Here is a 20,317-nt window from a genome sequence, read left to right as displayed (position 1 = left end):
CACCGGAGGATGAACGTTTCAAGATGCGCAAAAGCGCACGGCGTTCAAGTTTAGAACACCGTGCGCCCAGCTCAAAATCGCTTTTTAGGAGATGCGCTCGATCTCCGTCGGGGACAGCTCCACCGGGGTCTCGCGGCCGAAGATGGACACCAGGCCCTGCATCTTGCCGGTCTCCGGGTCAATCTCGGAGATGGTGGCGGAGACGGAAGCCAGCGGGCCAGACAGGATGGTGACGGCCTCGCCCACCTCGAAGTCGTGCGCGTAGGCCTTGGCGGCCTCCTTCTCCGGCATAGCCACGACCTGCTCGCCTTCGGAATCTGCTGCGGAAGCTTCTGGAGAGACCGTCGGATCGTTCGGCATGAGGAACTTAGCCACGTCGCGGATCTTGACCGGGGTGGCGTTACCTTCGTTGCCCACGAAGGAGGTCACGCCCGGGGTATCGCGAACGACGGACCAGGCAGCGTCATTAAGCTCCATGCGCACCAGCACGTAGCCCGGCAGCAGCTTGCGCTTAACTACCTTCTTCTTGCCGTCCTTCTTTTCAATGGCCTGTTCGACCGGCACAACGACCTCAAAGATGGAGTCCTCAACCTCGAGGGTCTGTGCACGCATATCGAGGTTGGTCTTTACCTTGTTCTCGTAACCGGAGTAGCACTGGATGATGTACCACTGGCCAGGCTGCTTCTTCAGCTCGCGGGTAAAGGCGCGCAGGCGGGACTTGTACTCAGCGTCGGCTGCTGCGGCGGCGTCCGCGTCAGCGCTTGCCGACGCCTCCCCTGCGCCCTCGCCTTCAGCCTCAGCCTCGTCCGTGCCGCCACCGAGGGCGGCTTCGGCGGCCTTGGTAGCAGCTTCCTTCTCGGCGGCTTCCTTCTCCTCTGCGGAGAGCTCCTCCTGCGGCTGCTGGGCCTCCTCGGTAGCCTCGACCGCCTCCGCGGCCTGTTCCTGGACGTTATCGATCATGGCCTGCTCAAGGGAAGTGCCAGTGTTTTCTTCGCTCATTGTCTGCTACTCCAAATTGGTAATTATTCTTCTCGTCCCCACCAGGGTACTCGGCCGGACTTGGGCAAAAAGTATCCCGCCGTTTCCCCTAGTCGAGCTAGCGGGAAGGCGGCGGGATGAAAGTATGTAATTAGTTTACTAAGGCGCGAGGATTGCTTCAACTCCGAGGCCAGTCAGCGCGTCCACGCCCCACACCAGAGCGGTGAGGACGATGAGGAAGGCGAAGGTCACGAGAACGTACTGAACCATTTCCTTGCCGGTGGGCCAGACAACCTTCTTAAGCTCGGAGACAACCTCACCCGGGAAGGAACCAACAGATCCGCCGAAGGAATCTTCCTTCTTGTCCTCGACGCGCACGACGCGCTTGTCAGTGTAGGAATCGGTAGAGGTGGTCGCTGCGCCAGAGAGCTGACGCTTGCCGGTTGGGCGCGGAGCCCCGGTGCTCGGCTGCTTTTCATCGCTCACGGCGATTCCCTCCTTGGAAGTGATGTGGCAGGGGCGACAGGACTCGAACCTGCAACCTACGGTTTTGGAGACCGTTGCGCTACCAATTGCGCCACGCCCCTTTGCGTGCCCTTTTGGGACAACGCACAACCCTACCAGAACGCCGATTCCCTTTGGAAACCACGTGCCGCGCAAGGCTGGGAGTCGGTAGTGAAAAAGCGCCCAGATGCGGGCGCTTTTCTTTCCCGGTAGCGATGGCGAGAATTGAACTCGCGACACAGCGATTATGAGTCGCTTGCTCTACCACTGAGCTACACCGCCATATTCACTTTCTGAAAGCTTCCAGAAACATGAATGGAGCCCCCTGACAGAATCGAACTGTCGACCTTTTCCTTACCATGGAAACGCTCTGCCGACTGAGCTAAGGGGGCACAGCCTCTTTGAGTCACGGAATTTCTCCGCTGTGCTCTCGTTGAAGCCTTGAAAAGATTAACCCGAAACGCTTAAACAACACAAATCGCCAGTACGACAAGGGTTTTTGCGCACTTTTCAGGCACCTAAACTCACACGCATCACCCTTGCACCACTCTCGCGGTAGACCACCCCCACTCCAGGCGCGCCAAATCCAGCTATTGTTGATGTATCAAATACTTTATGTGCTCTAGGGAGGACACATGAGCTCTGGTACCCAGAAACAGACACCGAAGGACTGGGCCGGCGACGCCCAGAATGCCTCGACGGACGGCGAATTCAAGCGAGACACCAACTACATCGGTGACCGCATCCTCGCCTCAGTCACTGGTGACAATCCACAGCCCTCCGTGAGTGGCAGTGGCGAGACTTTGGACTGGCCGGTGCAGCCCCACCGCTACCGTCTCATCGCCGCGCGCGCTTGCCCGTGGGCACACCGCGCCGTCATCGTGCGGCGCCTGTTGGGACTGGAAAATGTCATCTCCTCAGGCTTGGCGGGCCCGACCCACGACAAGCGCTCCTGGACTTTTGATCTCGAACCCGACGGGCTCGACCCAGTCCTGCGCATCCCCCGCCTGCAGGATGCGTATTTCGCACGCTTCCCTGACTACCCGCGAGGCATCACGGTGCCAGCCATCGTGGAGGAATCCAGCGGCAAAGTCGTGACCAATGATTTCAACTCCATGGTGCGAGACTTCCAAACCGAGTGGACCGAGTACCAGCGAGAAGGCGCGCCCAACCTGCTGCCGCCGGCCGAGCAGCAGGAGGAGATGGAAGAAATTAACGACTTCATCTTCAGGAAACTCAACAACGGCGTGTATCGCGCGGGATTCTCCGCATCCCAGGAGGCTTATGAAGAGGCCTATGCGGATGTCTTTGAGGTCCTCGATTGGTTGGAAGAACGGCTAGCCCACCGCCGGTTCATCATGGGTGAGCACATCACGGAGACCGATATCCGGGCATACACCACCCTGATCCGCTTTGATGCCGTCTACCACGGCCACTTCAAGACGAACCGGAACAAAATCAGCGAGATGCCGAATGTCTACGGCTACCTGCGCGAACTCTTCCAGACCCCGGGCTTCGGCGATACCACCGACTTCACGGAGATCAAGCAGCACTACTACATCGTCCACCGCGAGATTAATCCCACCCAAATCGTGCCGGCCGGTCCGGATCTGTCTGGGTTGGCCCAGCCCCACGGCCGCGATCATCTGCCGGGTGCACCATTCGCTGAAGGCACCACCCTGCCGGGGCCGTTGCCTGAGGCCGAGCAGTTGAAGAACCCCGCGGACTTCCAGCGATAGCGATAAGAAAATCCCGCAGACACATTTTTGCGTCTGCGGGATTCATGTTGTGCCAGGTAGAAGATTCGAACTTCTGAAGGCAATGCCGGCGGATTTACAGTCCGCTCCCTTTGGCCGCTCGGGCAACCTGGCAAGCACTCTTGAGTGCGGTTATGTACTTTACTACGAACTCCCGCCCAACATGCAAATCGCCAGGCAGGAGGGTATTTTAACCAACGCGCTGAACGGTATAGTCCGCCAGCTGGCGCAGAGCCTCACTAGCCGTGCACTCCGGGAGCAGGGAGAGCTGGTCCTCGACCACGCGCAGGTACGCGTTAACGTCGGCCAGCGCCTTATCGCGGCCGCCCGACTGCCACAGCAGCTCGATGGCGCGCTGTACGGAGGCGTCGTCCTCAAGCGGGCCCGTCAGCAGCGCGCGCAGCTCATCGCCAACCTCGCCTTCCTCCTCCAGGGCATAGAGCACCGGCAGGGTGAACACACCCTCGCGCAAGTCCGTGCCCGGGGTCTTCCCGGATTCCTCGGAGTCGGAGAAGATGTCGATGACATCGTCGACGATCTGGAAGATCATGCCCACGGCCGCACCGATTTGGCGCAGGGCCTCGCACTGCTCCGGGCCCGCACCCGCGTGGTAGGCACCCAGGTAGCCGGCGGACGCGATCAGCACCGCGGTCTTTTCCCGGATCACCGCCGTGTAGTGCTCCACGGCATTGGCTTCGCCAGCACCGATGGTTTCCCGCATCTGGCCGGTGACGAGCTCCTCGAAAGTCTCCGCGAAGTGCTCCACCGTGTGGGTATCCAGCTGGCTCATCAGTCGCGAGGCGTGCGCGAGCAGTGCATCGCCCGCCAGAATGGCCACCGAGTTGGTCCACCGAAAGTTCGCGGAATCCACGCCGCGGCGGCGCTCCGCCTCATCCATGACATCGTCGTGGTAGAGCGTGGCCACGTGGACCATTTCCACCACGGTGGCCGCCTTAATCACCTCGGGCGATTGCGAGCGTTCACCAAACTCGGAAGCCAGCAACGCCATCATCGGGCGGAAACGCTTGCCCCCGGCCAGGGAGAGGTGGCGCACCTTGTCTTTAATGAAGTCCTGCCCGCGGTCGAGCTCCGTATTCAGCAGGTCCTCTACAGCAGCCATCCCGGCGTTGATACGCTCGGTGAGCTGCGCATCCCCCAAGTCCACGTGCTTGGCGTGAGTTTGGCCGTGTGACATTAAACGTGTTCCTTTAAGCTCAAAAATCCTAGTGTTTACTTACCGTAGCCCATGGCACGGCCCTCAACACACTTGTGGCCACTATCCCGTGCAATGATAGTCCCCATGTCGGAGCAGATCGATTCCACCCTTGTTGACGTCGCCATCGTAGGTGCCGGGCCCGCCGGCGCTGCCGCCGCTATCCACGCCGCACGCGCCGGCCATGAGACGCTGCTTGTCGACGCCTCCCCCTTCCCCCGCGACAAGACCTGCGGCGATGGACTGACCCCGCGCGCCATGCACCAGTTGGAGCTCCTCGGCATCGAGGTCAACGCGTCCTACCGCAACCGCGGGCTCAAGCTACACGGCTTCGGCGGCACCGTGACCGCTCCGTGGCCTGAGGCCTACCCCTCGCACGAAGGCACGGCGCTGCCGCGCTATGAATTCGACGCGCTGCTGGTTGACGCCGCCCGAGACGTCGGCGCGCAGCTTATAACCGGCACGGCAACGCAGCCGGAGCTGGACGGCAACCGGCTGGTCGAGTTCTCCGTCGGCAAGCGCCGCGTGCGCGCCCGGTGGGTCATCGTGGCCGACGGCGTGCGCTCGACATTTGGCAAGCAGTTGGGCCGCACCTGGCACCGCGAGGAGGTCTATGGCATTGCTGCACGCGCTTATGCCGATTCACCGCAGGACGGCGAGGAATGGATGCACTCCCACGTTGAGCTCAAGGACCCCGAGGGCGTGGTGCAGCCGGGCTATGGCTGGATCTTTCCGCTGGGCCAGGGGGTCAATATCGGCTTGGGCGCGCTCTCTACGGCCGCCCGCCCGGCCCGCCTCAACACGAAGAAGGCGCTGGATTTCTACGCTGAGCAGCAGCGTTCGGAATGGGGTCTGGGCGAGCTGCGCAACGTCACCTCGGCGATGCTGCCCATGGGTGGTGCGGTGTCTGGAGTTGCCGGCGCGAACTGGATGCTCATCGGTGACGCTGCGGCCTGCGTTAATCCGCTCAACGGCGAGGGCATCGACTATGGCTTGGAAACGGCGGCGCTCGCCGTGGAGATGCTCGGCACCAAGGACCTCACCTTGGCGTGGCCAGACCGGCTACGCGCCGAGTATGGCGAGGCCTTCCTACTTGCCCGCACCGCCGCGCGCCTGCTGACCTACCCACAATTCCTGCCGCTGGCCGGACCTGTGGCCATGCGTGGGCCGGTGGGCCGCATGCTCATGCCGGCCGCAGCGCGCCTCATGGGCAACCTCATCACCGAGGAGGACAAGGATCTGCTTGCCCGCGCCTGGCGGCTGGCCGGCGGGGCGGTCTCTGCGCTGCGGCGCGATACGCCTCTTTGGGCTTAAGGCCTTTGGGTTTTACCTTTCGGCCTAAGCCCATTGGGCTTAGGCCCCTAGGCGGGCTTCACTGCGGAGTGCAGCGCCACGATGCCGAAGGTCAGGTTGCGCCAGCCTGCTTGTTCCCAGCCGTTGCGGTTAATGGCGGCGGCCAGCTCGTGCTGCTCCGGCCACGCACGGATGGATTCTGCGAGGTAGATATAGGCCTCCGGGTTGGAGGAGACCACCTTGGCAATCGGCGGCAGCAAGCGGGTCAGGTATTCCTTGTAGACGGTGCCAAAGACCGGGATAACCGGCTTTGAAAACTCCGCTACTGCCAGGCGCCCGCCGGGTTTGGTCACGCGCGCCATCTCCCGCAGGCCCAGCTCGAAGTCGTGGATATTGCGCAGACCGTAGGAGATGGTCACCGCATCGAAGGTGTTATCCGCAAAGGGCAGGCGCATTCCATCGCCGGCTACCTTGGGAACATCGCGGTCCTTACCAGCCGCGAGCATGCCGAGTGAGAAATCACAGGCCACGCACCACGCGCCGGACTTGGACAGCTCCTCCGTAGAGACGGCCGTTCCGGCGGCGAGGTCGAGGACCTTCTCCCCCGGCTTGAGGTTGAGCCGCTCGCGGGTCAGGCGGCGCCAGCGCGCATCCTGGCCAAAGGACAGCACCGTGTTGGTGATGTCGTATTTCTTGCCCACCGCGTCAAACATGCGCGCGACATCGAAGGGCTTCTTCTCCAGATCTGCCTTAGACACAAGCGCCTAGTCTAGGCGACGCGCGCTCCCAGAGCGCGAGCGGCCCAACGCGGCAGCTCCGGACGCTGGCCCAAAATGGTCAGCGGGACCTCACGGACATTCTCCAAAACCTCGTCGTAGTAGCCCAGCAGCTGCTCGCACAACGCCGGCCAGGTCTTGGAGGCAATCGACTTCCGGGCGTTCTCCCGCAACTCCTGGTGAATCTCCGGGTTGAGCAGCGCGTCCACCGCATTGGGGAGGTCCTCGACGAACGTTGAAACGTCGAGAAGCAGCCCGTTATAGCCCTCCTCGATGAGGTCCACCGGGCCGCCCGCGCGGGGGCCGATGGTGGGCACGCCCGAGGCCTGAGCCTCCTGGATAGCTTGGCAGAAGGTCTCAAACTCACCGGCGTGGACGAAGATGTCGAGGGAGGCATAGGCCGCTGCGAGCTCCTCGCCGCCCAACGCCCCGGTGAACACCGCGTCCGGCAGCTGTGCCTCCAGCAGCGGGCGCTCTGGGCCATCACCCACAATCACGAGCTGGATATCCTCACGATCATTGAGCGCGGAAAGGCGGTGCACGCCTTTTTCCGCGGCCAACCGGCCCACGAAGCCGACGATCTTCTTGCTTCCTGTGGGATCCCACTCGCGGCGCAGCGCCTCCGAGCGCTTCGAGGGGTGGAAGCGCTCCGAATCCACGCCGCGGCCCCAGTGACGCACGTTCTTGATGTGGTGCTTCTCCAAGTCGGCGATGGTCAGTGAGGAGGGCGCGAGAGTCATTTGGCACGCATTGTGGATGGTGCGCAGCCACTCCCACACCCCATAGGCCAGCGCGGAGGCGTGGTACTTGGTGGCAAAGCCTGCCACATCAGTCTGGTACAACGCCACGGCCGGAATACGTTGTTGGCGGGCGGAAAAGGCCCCCGCAGCGCCCAGCACGAAGGGACTGGCCAGGTGGATGATGTCCGGCTTGAATTCTCGTAGCGCCTCATCCACAGCGGAGGTGGGAACGCCGACTGGGAGCGAATCCACTAACGGCACGCGCACGGTGGGCACGCGCACGATGGTGAACCCGAGGTAATCAGGGATCTCCTCCTGTCCATCCCGAGCGCCGGGGGCGATGACGATGGCCTCGTGGCCGTGCTCGTGGAGGTGCTCGAGGACACGCAGCACGGAGTTGGTCACTCCATTGACGTTAGGCAAGAAGGATTCCGCGACGATGGCAACACGCATGCGCCCCATCATTCCTTTCCTGAGTGCTCGGTTGGTAAAGCACGTGCTAAATTCCGGTTAATTTTCCCGCTTGCCCACCACAAGGCACCCGCTAACAGGGTAGCGACGGCTGCCGAAGACAGCGCCGGAATGATGGACAGGGTCCATTCGCGGCCTTCTACCTTGACCAAGTCCGGGTTGCTTTTGGCGTAGAGCACCCAGACCTGCTGGCCCTCTCCTAGCCCGGTGGGATACAGCAGCCCGGTGGGTGGGGTGTGGTAGATACCTTCGGCATCCTGGAAATCCACGAAGGTACGCAAGGTGCCGACATCCGTCACCGTGGCCAGCGCGCGCCCGGGGTTGGCGTTGATGGTGCGGTCGTTCAAGAAAGGGCCGATGACCATTCCCGCCATGCCCACTAATGCCGCGGCATACAGCACCAGGACCAGCTGGCGTACCCGGCGCCGCGGCATTTACTGGCCTACCTTGGCGTTCAGCGCCTCCTGCAGCGCGCGGCGCGAGGATCGGGTGGTATGCGCCTCTACGACGGTGATGCCGGTGGAGTATTCCTTGAGCTCTGCGAGAACATCGAGAAGCTCCTGCGCCGAGCTCACCTCGCGGTGCTCAGCGCCGCAAGCCTCCGCCAGCTTGGCGACGCCCACCCCATGCGGCGTCCCAAACGCCTTCTCGAAGGAGGGGCGCAGGGGCTCGCGGCCTTGTTCAAGCACCTCGAAGATGCCGCCGCCGTCGTCGTTTGAAACGACGATGGTGAGATTCTCCGGACGCGGGTTGTCCTCGGGGAGGATGAGGGAGGTGGCGTCGTGGAGGAAGGTGACATCCCCCATGAGCGCCACGGTGCGCGGGGCGCGCGGGGCGTCGGCTTCGCGGGACTGGGTGGCCAGGGCGATGCCGATGGCCTGCGCGATGGTGCCGTCGATGCCAGCAGCCCCGCGCGGCGAGTAGGTCTCCACACCGTCGAAGGGCAGGCCGATGAAGGACGCATCCCGCACCGCGTTGGAGGCGCCCAGGACGAGGGTATCTCCGACAGCGAGGGTATCGCCCACCGCGGCGGCGACGTGGAGGCCGGTAAAGCCGATCTCGGGCTTGGTGGCATCCTCACCGGTGGTCTCCGCCAGAACCTCACGAACACCGTCGGCCGCCATCTGTGCCGCACCTTCGCAGATCTTCATCCACTCGCGCGTGGGCTCGCCGCTGGTCTTGACGGTGGTGCCCAGCTGCGCGGCCTCGCCGCGCGGGTTAGTGAAATCTTCCGTGCGGGACAGGCAGATGAGGTCGATATCGGGATCACTGAGCAGCGCCAGAACTCCACGGTGCAGGGTGGGGTGGCCCACGACGATGACCTGCTCCACCTTGGTGTTGACCACGTAGTCATTGGCGGACACCTGAGCGCGGCGGAACAGGTGGGCCGCGGCCGGGTGCACCGGGTGATAGGGCGCAAGTGCCGTGGGCTCGGCGATGGTGGGGACATCCTCCAAACCGTCGACTTCCCAAGCTTCGTCGCCCGCGATGACGAGGGTGTTGCGGCTGAGATCAACGGCCACCTCGCCGTGGTTGGACCAGCGCGGGGTACGCGCGCGGTGCTGCGTGTAATCCGTCGGGGTACCGGGCAGCTCCTCCCCTACCAGCGGGGCATCGAGGGCCACGTTGATGTGCACCTGGCGATCATTCAGGAAGCGCTCGGCAACGAGCGGGATATCACTCGTGGTCTCCACCTGGGTGGTTTCCGCATACACACCGAAGATGCCAGGCTGCTCAATGGTCTGGGAGGCCCCCGTACCCACCAAACGGGCCGGGCGGTCCGCGCTGATAACGGCCAGCGGGGTATGCGAGTAATGTGCCTCCACCATCGCGGGCAAGGCGTTGGCCACCGCGGTGCCGGAGGTCATGACGATGCCGACGTGCCGGCGTTGGACGCGGGCGAGGCCGAGGGCAGCGAAGGCGGCGGAGCGCTCATCCAGGCGGGTATGCACGCGAATATCGCTGCGCGCGAGAAGCGCCAGAGACAGCGGCGCGTTGCGCGAGCCGGGGCAAAGTACGACGTCAGTGAGGTGCCGCGAGAGCTGAGCAGCGAGTGTTTCAGCCAGCTGCATCGACTCCGGCTGCGAGGACTCCACGGGCTGTGTATTAGGCGTACTAGGCATTCTCTGCACCGCCCGCACCGGGCTCACCGTTGCCCGACTCTAATTCGCCGAAGAGATCGTTGAGCAGGCTCTCTAGGTCAGATCCGCCCTGATCCAACTGATCTTGGATGCTCGGCGGCAGCTCCGTCGGGACCTCCGGTGGCAGCTCAGTAGGAATCTCAGTGGGGAGGCGATCCCGCGGAGATTCCTTCGTGGTGGTCACCGTAGTGGGGACTTCGGTCGTCACGGTCTCGGTGACCGGCTCCGGGGCGGGTTTGTTGGCATCCGCGGCCGCACCGCGCCAGAGGAAGAACAGCACGCCGGCGAAAACGACGGCGATAGCGGCGATGGCCGCGAAGACATAGGACAGGGCTCCCCCACCCTTCTTCGGCTCCTCCACCTGGTAGCTCGACGGAACCGGGTCATACTGCGGTTGCTGATAATTCTGGTCATAGCCCTGCTGATAGGGCTGACCGAAAGCCTGCGTGTTCTGGGAGCCAGGCTCTGGGAAGTGCTGTTGGGGACGCTGTGGCGGCTGCTGCTGGGGCGCGCCGAACTGGCGGGTTTCGTTCTCACCGTTGACGCGGCCGAACTGCCGCGTCTCGTTGTCGCCGGTGTTGTTGGTCATGGGATTTACCTTATCGTGCCCCCGCGCCACTTAGCACCCGGCCGGTGGGCGTCTCACCCGCCGCGACCTGAGCCGGTGTGCCATCCGCCACGATCTGTCCGCCCTCCGCGCCTGAGCCCGGGCCCATCTCGATAACGCGGTCAGCACCAGCGATGAGGTGACGGTCGTGGTCTGCCACCACGACGGTATGGGAGGCCTCCACCAGCGAGTGCAGCTCAGTAATGAGCAGGTCAATATCGGCCGGGTGCAGGCCCACGGTGGGCTCATCCAGCAGGTAGACGGTATGGCCCCGGCGCGAGTTGCGGGAGCGCTGAAGTTCCGTGGCGAGCTTGATGCGCTGCGCCTCACCACCGGAAAGCTCCGGTGCACCCTGGCCTAGGCGCAGGTAACCCAGACCTACCGCTTCCAGGGTTTGCAGCGCGTGGAGGATCGGCGCTTCATCTGCAAAGACCTCTAGGGCTTCTTCCACCGTGAGGTCCAAGATGTCCGCGATGGTCCGGCCCTGCCAGCGGATGGACAAGGTGTCATCGTTATAACGCTGTCCCTGGCAGTCTGGGCACTGGGTATAGGAGCCGGGCAGGAAGACCAGTTCGACCTCGATCTGGCCGGCGCCGCCGCAGGTATGGCACTGGCCTTGCTTGACGTTGTAGGAAAAGCGCGAGACCGTCCATTTCTTCTTCTTGGCCTCCGGCGTGGCGGCGAAGAGCTTGCGGACATTGTCGAAGAGGTTGGTGTACGTCGCCACCGTGGAGCGCGGGGTTCGGCCGATCGGCTTTTGGGTAATGGAGACCACGCGCTTGACCTGCTCCGGGCACTCCGGCCCCGTGAGCGTGTCATGGAGTGCGGCCAACAGTGTGGATTTACCGGAACCCGAGAGCCCAGTAATAGCCGTGAACTGACCAAGCCCAAAGTCCACGTCGAGGCCGTCGATGGTGTGCGAGTGCACCTGGCGCAGCGCGATATCCCCGTGAGCCGAGCGCGCTTCGGCCTTGGGCGTGGGGCGCGGGCGCGCCAAGGCACGCGCGGTAGGAGTATCGGCGGAGTCCGCCGCCTCTATGTAATCGGCAACAGGGCCCGAGTACACCACTTGGCCGCCGCGCTCACCGGCGAGCGGGCCGACGTCCACGATCCAATCGGCGTGCTTAACCAGCTCCATGTCGTGCTCCACCAGCAGCACCGAGTTACCCTCCGCGATGAAGCGACGGCACATGTCGAGCACCGCGCCCCGCTCCACCGGATGCAGGCCCGCAGAGGGCTCATCCAGGACATAGGTCACGCCATACAGCCCGGAGCGCAGCTGCGCTGCCAGGCGCAGGCGCTGCACCTCACCGCCCGAGAGTGTCTCCGTCGGCCGGTCCAGGCTGAGGTGCCCAAGGCCGAGTTCCAGTGCGGATTCCAAAGCCGGAAGGAGGGCCTTGAGGAGCAAGTCTTCCGCGTCATTCGGCTGCGACTTTTGGTCCTTAAGCAGCTCGTGGGCTTCGCTCAGCGGAAGGGCATTGAATTCGTCGATAGGCAGCCCGGCGTAGGTGACCTTGAGGGCCTTCGCCGTCAGCCGGCGCCCCTGACAGGTATCGCAGCGGCGGGTCTCCATGAAACTCAAGACGCGCGCACGAAGTGTGTCCGACTTCGTCTCCGCATAGGTCTTGGTCAGGTAGCTGGCCACGGAGCGCCACGTGCCCTCGTAATTGCGCTGGATCTGATCCGCCCCGCGGCGCGGCTTGACGGTCACCACCGGGCGTTCCTCGGTGAAGAGGATCCACTCGCGGTCCTTCTTCGGCAGCTGCTCCCACGGCGAGTCCAGGTCATAGCCCAGCTCCTGGAGGATGTCGTGGAAGTTCTTGCCCGCCCAAGCTCCCGGCCACGCAGCAATCGCCCCATCCTCGATGCTTAAGGAAGGGTCCGGCACCATTGAGGCCTCTGTCGGCTCGTGCACCACGCCGGTGCCCTGACACTCCGGGCACATGCCCTCCGGGGTATTCGGGGAAAAGGAATCGGAGTACAGCCCCTCCGGGTTGTCACCGCAGCGCGAGTACAGCAAGCGCACGGAGTTAGACATGGCGGAGATCGTGCCCACGGTGGAGCGCGCGCTGCTTGCCGACGCCGACTGTTGCAACGCCACCGTCGGCGGCAACCCCTCGATGCGGCCGACCTGCGGGTCCACCGCCGAGGCAATAAGGCGGCGGGCAAAGGGCGCGACGGATTCCAGGTAGCGGCGCTGGCCTTCGCCATGAATAGTGCCAAAGGCCAGCGAAGACTTGCCGGAGCCGGACACCCCCGTCACGGCTACGAGCTGGCCGCGCGGCAGGTCCACATCCACGTTGCGAAGGTTGTGCAGGTGCGCATCTCTCACGGAAATCGTCATGCCCGCCAGCCTACGCTGACCTCCGGACATGGACCGTGAGCTGTGATTTTAAAGGTGCGGCCAACATTCGCGCACGCGCTCAAACCACCAGTCGCGGCGCTCGCCCGGCGCGGCGAGCGCGCTGAGGCGATCCGGGGCGGGCGCAAGGGCTTCGGCGCGCAAGAAACCGTCGACAAGCTCGCGTGGCTCCGTCACGTCCTCCAGGAACAGCGACCCCGTGGCCAGCCCCGCGGCGGCCGGGGTGACGTCGATGTCCTCGTCGTCATAGATCTGCGGCAGTGCCGCCACCGCGGCCAAGCCCATCGAGATGCCCACCGAGGTGTCCAGGGCGGAGGCCACCGTGATGTCCATGTGGCGCTCGCGCAGGTGGGAGGCCACCTCGAGCACCTTACGCACACCACCCAGCGGCGCGGGCTTGACCACGGCGACGTCCGCCGCCTGCAATTCCGCCACACGGTAGGGGTCGCTGACCTTGCGGATGGACTCATCTGCCGCCACACGCACGAAAATCCCGGCGCGCATGAGCTGGGTGCGCACCTCCTTGAGCTCCTCCACGGTCTGGCACGGCTGCTCCATGTAATCCAGCGGCATCATCTCCTTTGCCGCAACAACGGCTTCTTCGACGCTCCAGCCGCAGTTGGCGTCGACGCGCAAGACCGGCACGCGGCCTTGGGCTTCGATGTGGGTGCGGACAGCGTGAACGCGCGCGATGTCATCCTCTAGCGTCTGCCCCTTCTCCGCCACCTTGATCTTGAAGGTGCGGCAACCGGGATAGCGCTCCATGACCTCGGGCACCTGCTCGGCGGGGACCGCGGGGATAGTGCCGTTGACTTCTACCCACTCACGCACGGGCTCCGGGAAGCCTTCGTAGGCTGCCTCCAGTCCGGCGGCGAGCCAGCGGGCGGATTCCTCTGCCCCGTACTCCAGGAAGGGGGCGAATTCACCCCAGCCCGCGGGGCCGTCGATAAGCAGCGCCTCCCGGGTAGTAATGCCGCGGAATTTCACGGCGAGTGGAAGGGATACCACGTGGGCGCGGTCGAGGACGTCATCAATATGCATGAGGTTCATCGTACGTGTGGGGGGGCTCAGCGCGACACCTGTCATAGCCGGTGTTAGGTTATAACGGTAAGTGGATATAACCAGAAGAAGGATCCTCAGATGCTTTACCTTCTCATCGCACTGCTGGCCATCGCCGCAGTTGTCTATCTCATCTATAAGAAAGTCCACGCCGCGGCCTCCATCTTCGCCGTTGGCGTAATCCTGCTCATGCTCGCCGCTCTCACCGGGCGCGCGGACTTCCGCACCACCGAAATCGAAGCCACGGGCAATGCCTTCTATGACCAGCTGCTCGTCGTGGACGCGCTATTCAAAGCACGCTTCTCCGGCATCGGCATGGCGATCATGGTGCTCTTCGGCTTCGTGTCCTATATGCGGCACATCGGTGCGGACGCCAAGACGGTCGTGGTGCTCTCCGCACCGCTCAAGCGCTTCAAAGGCTCCTACTGGCTGGTTCCGGTGGGCTTCATCCTGGGCACGCTGCTCTCGCTGGTGATCCCCTCGGCTGCAGCGCTATCCCTATTGCTCGTGGCCACGCTCCTGCCGGCACTCATCGCCGCGGGCCTGACACCCCTGACCGTGGGCGCCATCGTGGTGACCTCCTCCACCATCGTGCCCACGCCGCTTGAGGCCGGCCTCATTCAGGGCGCCGATCTCACCAACATGACGCCAACCGAGTTCGTCTACGGCGCCGTCGCCTACGCCACGGTGCCCACGCTCCTCATCACGGCCTTCGTACACATGTGGTGGCAACGCCACTGCGACAAGGTGGATGCCCGCAAGGCCGAAAGCTCCGGTGAGGTCAGCGCCGATTCGATGCACGATGACGCTACCGAGGAAGCCATCGCCCGCGCAGCCTCCCTGCCGGGTTACTACGCCGTGCTCCCGCTCATGCCGCTGCTGCTCATCATTATCTCCGCCATTCTTAACCGTTTGGGTGTCATCCCCTTTGAGGGCGGCATCCTCCCGGTGACCGTGGTCTCCCTGTTCATCGCGATGATCATCGAGTCCATCCGCAAGCGCACCGTCACCGGTGCTGTGGATTCCATCTCCAGCTTCTTCAAAGGCATGGGCGAAGGTGCTGCGGGCGTCGTGGCCCTGCTGGTGGCTGCTGCTGTCCTGGTGGAGGGTATTACGCAGATGGGTGTCATTGACATGCTTATCGACGCCGCCGAAGGCTCCTCCGGCGCCGCCGTCATCATCGTCCTCATCTTCGTTGCCGCCACCGCCGCGATGGCCGCGCTCACCGGCTCCGGCACCGCGCCTTACTTCGCCTTCTCTGAGGTGGTGCCCAACCTGGCCTCGCAGACCTCCATCCACGCCCCACAGATGCTCACCGCCATCTGGGGTACCTCCAACCTGATGCGCCAGGTCTCCCCGGTCAACGCCGCAGTACTCATTGTTGCCGGCGCCATCAAGGTCAATCCCATCCAGCTGGTCAAGCGCACCTCCGTGCCCATGATCGTGGCGACGGTGCTGAACACGCTGTTTGCGTTCATGTTTATTGGATGAAAGTCATCGGCGCGAACCCAATAGCCTTCCGCCAATTTTGTGGAGAAAACCAAGACACACGAGACTCATTCTGCTATGTTCTTAACCAGAACTGAACCTCAGTAAGCGTCGGCTCGTTTCCGACGTTGATTGCTCCAAGCCGAACCCTCGGGTTCGGCTTTCTTTTTATCCGAAAGGGCTAACCTTTTGTCTCTCTCTTACCGCGTTGGAATAGATGTCGGAACTTATTCTCTTGGCTGCACCGCCATTGAAGTCGACGAAAATGATCAACCAGTAAAAATTCTCAGTGCGGTTTCGCTGATCCACGACTCAGGACTAGATCCCGACCAGCAAAAGCGAGCGGTGACCCGACTCGCTTCCTCCGGAGTCGCACGACGGACTCGCCGTCTGTACCGCCGTCGTCGCAAGCGCATGATTAAGCTTGAAAAGTTTCTCAAAGCGCAGGGCTGGGAAACTCTACCTTTTGAGCATTATTCCGACCCTTACCTTCCGTGGAAGGCTCGCGTGGAATTGGTAAATTCCTTCATCCACGATGACGAAGAACGAGGCCGATATCTTTCTATCGCGCTACGTCATATTGCCAACCACCGAGGTTGGCGTAATCCATATTGGAAGGTATCGAGCCTGTACGCACCGAGCGAGCCTAGCGAGGCTTTTCAACAAATACGCAAGGAGCTGGAGGCGGCCACCGGCCGCGCAATTCCTCACGATGCCACCGTTGGGCAACTCATTTCCTTTGCTCAATTGGGTACCGACAGGCTACGAGGCGGTGGCAAGAAGAAAGACGACAAGAAGCCCGCAAACGAGGTGAAGCAGGCAGTTATTTCTGCGCGGCTGCATCAGATAGACCACGCGCGCGAAATCAACGAGATTTGCCGTGTCCAAAAGATAGACGACACACTACGGAAAAACATTTTAGATCTAGTCTTCGAGGCTGAATCCCCCAAAGGTGCTCAACAAGGGCGCGTCGGCAAGGACCCCCTGCAACCCAGTCAAGACCGAGCTCTAAAAGCTTCTGACGTCTTTCAGCAGTACCGTATCGCTGCTCTCACCGGAAACCTCCGTATCAACCGCGGCGGCGATACCTCTCCCCTTGATCGCGATGAGCGGCTGATTGTTTTTAATTACCTTGTCAATCTTTCTCACAAGAAAGAACCCACCTGGTTAGACATAGCCGAGCTTTTGCGAATTGACCGTGGCCAACTAAGAGGAACGGCCATAATGACTGACGATGGCGAACGTGCAGGCGCTCGACCACCTGTGCATGACACCAACCGGACGATTCTCGGCTGCAAGGTGAAGCCTTTAGCTGCCTGGTGGGAGCGGGCCGCGGATGACGAACGCGCCGCCATGCTCAAGTCTCTGTCGAATGCCGAAGTTGATGATTTCGACTCCCCTGAAGGAGCTCAAGTTCAAGCTTTCTTCGCAGAGCTCGACGAAACCGAGCATGAGAAGCTCGATTCTCTACATCTGCCAATGGGCCGTGCCGCATACTGCGAAGACACTCTAAAGCGACTAACTAGCCGCATGTTGGACGAAAATCTTGATCTCTACGCGGCACGTTTGGCGGAATTTAACATCCCCAAGGATTGGACCCCACCCGCTCCTCGAATTGGTGAACCAGTAGGAAACCCAGCTGTAGATCGCGTTCTTAAAGGCGTAGCAAGGTGGTTGGAGGCAGCCGCAGATGTATGGGGTGCCCCAAAGTCCGTAGTAATCGAACACGTCCGCGATGGTTTTGTCAGTAAATCTAAGGCTAACGAAATCGATCGTGAGAACAACGCGCGCCATAGACGTAACCAAAAGCTTTTCCAAGATATGCAGGAGAAACTAGGCATCGAAGGAAAGCCACGCAGTGCCGACCTTTGGCGGTTCCAATCAGTACAACGCCAAAATTGCCAATGCGCCTACTGCGGGGAACCAATCACTTATTCCACGTGCGAGATGGATCATATTGTCCCCCGCGCTGGCCAAGGTTCTACCAATACTCGTGACAACCTCGTGGCTGTGTGTCATCGCTGTAATCTGTCCAAGAAAAACTTCCCCTTTGCTGTTTGGGCAGCCCAGTCTGGAATTCCAGGTGTGAGCGTTAAGGAGGCACTCGACCGTACGCGCCACTGGGCCGAAGATTCCGGCATGTCAGCAAAGGACTTCAACAAATTCCGTACCAGCGTCCGCGAGCGACTGAAGCGAACCGCCATGGATGAACCGATCGACGCCCGCTCGATGGAATCTGTTGCTTGGATGGCGAACGAACTACGCGGCAGAGTTGCGCGGCGCTTTCAAGATAACGGCACTACCGTAAGTGTCTATCGAGGTGCACTCACTGCGGAAGCTCGCCGTGCTTCGGGAATATCAGGCCAACTACGTTTCATCGATGGCACTGGAAAATCTCGCCTCGACCGTCGTCATCATGCTGTCGATGCTGCAGTAGTAGCTTTTACTCAAAACTACGTCGCAGAAACTCTTGCCATTCGTTCAAACAAAAAGCGAGAGGCCGAGCTGCTTCGCTCGGCACCCCAGTGGAAAGAATTCACTGGGGCTGACGAAGCACATCGTGCGGCTTGGAATGCTTGGCTGCCTAAGATGCGAAGACTCGCAATGCTCTTGCAGCAGGCGCTGGATGAAGATCGAGTCGTAGTTACCTCGAATCTAAGGCTACGCATCGGCAACGGTCGCGCCCACGAGGACACCATCGGTGAGTTAAAGAAGATACGCGTCGGCGATGCTATTTCGGCCACCGATATCGACAGGGCATCCACCGAAGCATTATGGTGCGCGCTCACTCGCGAAGAAGACTTCGATCCTAAAGAAGGTCTGCCAGAGAATCCCGAACGGCGAATTCGTGTGCACGGCACTTGGTACGATGCCGACGACGAAATCGAGGTCTTTCCAGGACGCGCGGGAGCAATCAAGGTGCGAGGTGGTTACGCTGAACTGAGCCGTTTCCATCATGCCCGGATCTATAGAATTCCCGGCAAAAAAGCTCCCGTTTTCAGCATGTTGCGAGTTTATAATGTCGATTTAATGCAGCACCGACATGAGGACCTGTTCTCAGTTGAAATCAAACCGCAAACAATGTCAGTCCGTCAGGCAGAGCCCAAACTGCGCGAGGCCCTTTCCGACGGCACGGCAGAATACCTTGGCTGGTTGGTAGTGGACGATGAGCTCGTCATCGACACCTCAAACTTCAACACCGGACAGATTGCGGAAGTACAGAGTGAGTTTGGACAGATTCAACGTTGGCGGTTGGATGGTTTTGATTCAAACTCAAAGCTGAGATTGCGGCCTTTGTACATGAGCGCCGAAGGCCTACCTTCCGACGCTTCTCAAGGTTCCAAGAAAGTGATTGATACTTCAGGCTGGCGGACTGCTATCAACAAGGTATTTAGTCAAGGCAACGTTACCGTGATTCGTCGAGATGCTCTTGGAAGAGTTAGGCTGACCAGCAAGGCTCATCTGCCTGTTTCTTGGAGGGCAGAGTAATGAACTCGGGATGGCGAGTCATTGATTGCCTCAACTTGAAAGGCTCCCTTCGGTATTCTCGGGGCCATCTCGTCATCCACCGTGAAGACACTCCGACCGATGTTTCGCTACCCCTAGCCCAAATTGCAGTCGTCCTCATTGGCTCGAAAATCTCCATAAGCGGTGCCGTTCTCCAGAAGCTCAGTGACTACGACATCGCCCTTTTGGTCTGCGACTGGAGAAACGTTCCGGTCGCCGGTGCTTACCCATGGAACGAACATTCCCGGATCGGTGCTCGCCACCAAGCCCAATCACAATTATCTTTGCCGAAAAAGAAGCAAGCTTGGTCTCGAATTGTCGCAGCCAAAATTTCCGGTCAAGCTTCCGTTCTAAAAGCACTAGCTAAGCCTGGAGCTAAGGAGCTCTACGCCCTCTCTCGTACCGTTAAATCTGGCGATCCAGAGAACCTTGAAGCACAGGCAGCGCGCAAATACTGGTCTTGCGTCTCCCACGGTCATGCATACTTACGTTTACCTGGCAGCGGAGAACCTGGGTGGAATTCTGCGCTCGATTACGGTTACACACTTTTGCGTGGCCATGGAATCCGAGCTGTGGCTAGCGCTGGGCTAGCCGGAGCATTAGGAGTATTCCACCATGGCCGCGGTAACAAGTGGGCATTGGTTGATGATCTCATGGAACCCTTTCGACCAATGGTTGATCAGATTGTCTTCACCGCTACCGCGAACGGAGAGCCATTAGGCTCTCCACAAAAGACTCTTATCTCACAGCATCTGACCAACCCGTTCGATTCCAGTGGAAAATCGTTGACCACAGTTTTTAATGACTTCAGCCAACAATATGGCCTATACATCGAAGGAAATATAAATCACCTAAAAGTTCCGGTTTGGGAAGGAAAACTCGATGCCGGCGAAAGATAGTGAACCAATGTGGTGCGTGGTCATGTTCGATCTTCCCGTAAAATCAAAAATTCAAACCAGAGAGGCTAACCGGTTTCGAAACCATCTTTTAGACCTGGGCTTTTGTAGATCCCAACTAAGCGTTTACGTCCAGTACTTCCCTCTTGCTTCCCGTATCGCAAGTACCGTCAAACAAATCAAGTCCAGCCTACCGGAAGACGGAGATGTGAGAATCATATCCGTCACTGATGTTCAATGGTCAAAGGCGATTCGTTTTTCCAAATCGGAACCTTCCAAAATGGAGAATACCCCACCTCAACTCACGATTTTTTAGCGAAGGATCACCGATAAACTCCAGTAGAACAGCCCTTTTGGGGCTGCACTGAAGTCTATCAGGGGTAATGAGAACTGAACCCCAGCCAGAAGAATCAGGCGTGGCTGGCCCCGCGAAGTCTATCAGGGGTAATGAGAACTGAACCCCAGCGCTGCTCAATGACTACGCCTACAGGGGCGAAGTCTATCAGGGGTAATGAGAACTGAACC

The 20,317-nt window shown here is 60.9% G+C and carries 16 protein-coding genes and 4 tRNA genes; 6 read left to right on the top strand and 14 right to left on the bottom strand.

Annotation, left to right across the window (positions count from 1 at the left end; all coding sequences use genetic code 11):
- Positions 1-84 precede the first annotated feature (84 nt).
- From nusG to HMPREF2526_RS11425, 5 genes are all read right to left on the bottom strand, one after another.
- Entirely contained in the window at positions 85-999 is a 915-nt protein-coding gene (nusG, locus tag HMPREF2526_RS11445) for a transcription termination/antitermination protein NusG (RefSeq protein WP_049154835.1), read from the bottom strand.
- A gap of 138 nt (positions 1,000-1,137) precedes the next feature.
- The gene (secE, locus tag HMPREF2526_RS11440; RefSeq protein ID WP_070547318.1) at positions 1,138-1,464 is read right to left on the bottom strand and encodes a preprotein translocase subunit SecE; all 327 of its coding nucleotides are present in this window, start codon (positions 1,462-1,464) and stop codon (positions 1,138-1,140) included.
- A gap of 25 nt (positions 1,465-1,489) precedes the next feature.
- A tRNA-Trp gene (locus tag HMPREF2526_RS11435) sits at positions 1,490-1,565 on the bottom strand.
- 127 nt (positions 1,566-1,692) lie between these two features.
- Positions 1,693-1,764, bottom strand: a tRNA-Met gene (locus HMPREF2526_RS11430).
- Positions 1,765-1,798: 34 nt separating this feature from the next.
- A tRNA-Thr gene (locus HMPREF2526_RS11425) sits at positions 1,799-1,874 on the bottom strand.
- Positions 1,875-2,117: 243 nt separating this feature from the next.
- On the opposite strand from HMPREF2526_RS11425, the gene HMPREF2526_RS11420 reads away from it, so the two are divergent.
- Positions 2,118-3,221, top strand: a complete 1,104-nt coding sequence (locus tag HMPREF2526_RS11420) for a glutathione S-transferase C-terminal domain-containing protein (RefSeq protein ID WP_070547317.1) — start codon at positions 2,118-2,120, stop codon at positions 3,219-3,221.
- 50 nt (positions 3,222-3,271) lie between these two features.
- On the opposite strand, the gene HMPREF2526_RS11415 is transcribed toward HMPREF2526_RS11420, so the two are convergent.
- Positions 3,272-3,353: transfer RNA gene (locus HMPREF2526_RS11415), tRNA-Tyr, on the bottom strand.
- A 76-nt stretch (positions 3,354-3,429) separates the two neighbouring features.
- Complete coding sequence (locus tag HMPREF2526_RS11410; RefSeq protein ID WP_046647769.1) at positions 3,430-4,434, bottom strand: polyprenyl synthetase family protein; 1,005 nt, start codon at positions 4,432-4,434, stop codon at positions 3,430-3,432.
- A 93-nt stretch (positions 4,435-4,527) separates the two neighbouring features.
- On the opposite strand from HMPREF2526_RS11410, the gene HMPREF2526_RS11405 reads away from it, so the two are divergent.
- Positions 4,528-5,766, top strand: a complete 1,239-nt coding sequence (locus HMPREF2526_RS11405; RefSeq protein ID WP_070513390.1) for a geranylgeranyl reductase family protein — start codon at positions 4,528-4,530, stop codon at positions 5,764-5,766.
- A gap of 47 nt (positions 5,767-5,813) precedes the next feature.
- Here HMPREF2526_RS11405 and HMPREF2526_RS11400 read toward each other — a convergent pair whose 3' ends face one another.
- Genes HMPREF2526_RS11400 through HMPREF2526_RS11370 form a run of 7 tightly spaced genes read right to left on the bottom strand, consistent with a single transcriptional unit; the run spans position 5,814 to position 13,892 of the window.
- Complete coding sequence (locus HMPREF2526_RS11400) at positions 5,814-6,503, bottom strand: demethylmenaquinone methyltransferase (protein WP_070516470.1); 690 nt, start codon at positions 6,501-6,503, stop codon at positions 5,814-5,816.
- A gap of 11 nt (positions 6,504-6,514) precedes the next feature.
- Positions 6,515-7,714: a glycosyltransferase family 4 protein gene (locus HMPREF2526_RS11395; protein ID WP_070547331.1), complete on the bottom strand. Its 1,200-nt coding sequence runs from the start codon at positions 7,712-7,714 to the stop codon at positions 6,515-6,517.
- A gap of 8 nt (positions 7,715-7,722) precedes the next feature.
- Positions 7,723-8,166 carry a DUF3592 domain-containing protein gene (locus tag HMPREF2526_RS11390; RefSeq protein ID WP_046647772.1) on the bottom strand — a complete coding sequence of 148 codons (444 nt, stop codon included), beginning with the start codon at positions 8,164-8,166 and terminating at the stop codon, positions 7,723-7,725.
- Positions 8,167-9,855, bottom strand: coding sequence for a 2-succinyl-5-enolpyruvyl-6-hydroxy-3-cyclohexene-1-carboxylic-acid synthase (gene menD, locus HMPREF2526_RS11385; protein ID WP_070547316.1), 1,689 nt, complete (start codon positions 9,853-9,855; stop codon positions 8,167-8,169).
- Positions 9,848-10,462: a hypothetical protein gene (locus HMPREF2526_RS11380; RefSeq protein WP_070547315.1), complete on the bottom strand. Its 615-nt coding sequence runs from the start codon at positions 10,460-10,462 to the stop codon at positions 9,848-9,850. Before HMPREF2526_RS11380 ends, menD begins: the two co-directional genes overlap by 8 nt.
- Positions 10,463-10,472: 10 nt before the next feature.
- Positions 10,473-12,824, bottom strand: a complete 2,352-nt coding sequence (locus HMPREF2526_RS11375) for an ATP-binding cassette domain-containing protein (protein WP_070547314.1) — start codon at positions 12,822-12,824, stop codon at positions 10,473-10,475.
- 48 nt (positions 12,825-12,872) lie between these two features.
- Positions 12,873-13,892: an o-succinylbenzoate synthase gene (locus HMPREF2526_RS11370; RefSeq protein WP_210384421.1), complete on the bottom strand. Its 1,020-nt coding sequence runs from the start codon at positions 13,890-13,892 to the stop codon at positions 12,873-12,875.
- Positions 13,893-13,982: 90 nt separating this feature from the next.
- Between HMPREF2526_RS11370 and dcuC the strand changes: the two genes are divergently transcribed.
- The 4 genes from dcuC (at position 13,983) to cas2 (ending at position 20,108) form a co-directional block, all read left to right on the top strand.
- Positions 13,983-15,392 (top strand): C4-dicarboxylate transporter DcuC, encoded by a 1,410-nt coding sequence (gene dcuC, locus HMPREF2526_RS11365; protein WP_070547313.1) that lies wholly within the window; start codon positions 13,983-13,985, stop codon positions 15,390-15,392.
- 186 nt (positions 15,393-15,578) lie between these two features.
- Positions 15,579-18,878 (top strand): type II CRISPR RNA-guided endonuclease Cas9, encoded by a 3,300-nt coding sequence (cas9, locus tag HMPREF2526_RS11360; RefSeq protein WP_046647776.1) that lies wholly within the window; start codon positions 15,579-15,581, stop codon positions 18,876-18,878.
- The gene (gene cas1 / locus HMPREF2526_RS13080) at positions 18,878-19,795 is read left to right on the top strand and encodes a type II CRISPR-associated endonuclease Cas1 (RefSeq protein ID WP_082254435.1); all 918 of its coding nucleotides are present in this window, start codon (positions 18,878-18,880) and stop codon (positions 19,793-19,795) included. Before cas9 ends, cas1 begins: the two co-directional genes overlap by 1 nt.
- The gene (gene cas2, locus HMPREF2526_RS13075) at positions 19,779-20,108 is read left to right on the top strand and encodes a CRISPR-associated endonuclease Cas2 (protein WP_082254436.1); all 330 of its coding nucleotides are present in this window, start codon (positions 19,779-19,781) and stop codon (positions 20,106-20,108) included. The genes cas1 and cas2 overlap by 17 nt, the downstream gene beginning before the upstream one ends.
- Positions 20,109-20,317: the final 209 nt, after the last annotated feature.

Source organism: Corynebacterium sp. HMSC070E08, from assembly GCF_001808895.1.
GTDB classification, from domain to species: domain Bacteria; phylum Actinomycetota; class Actinomycetes; order Mycobacteriales; family Mycobacteriaceae; genus Corynebacterium; species Corynebacterium hiratae.
The sequence above is the reverse complement of the archived record's forward strand: the minus strand, read 5'-3'. Positions and strand labels throughout refer to the sequence as shown.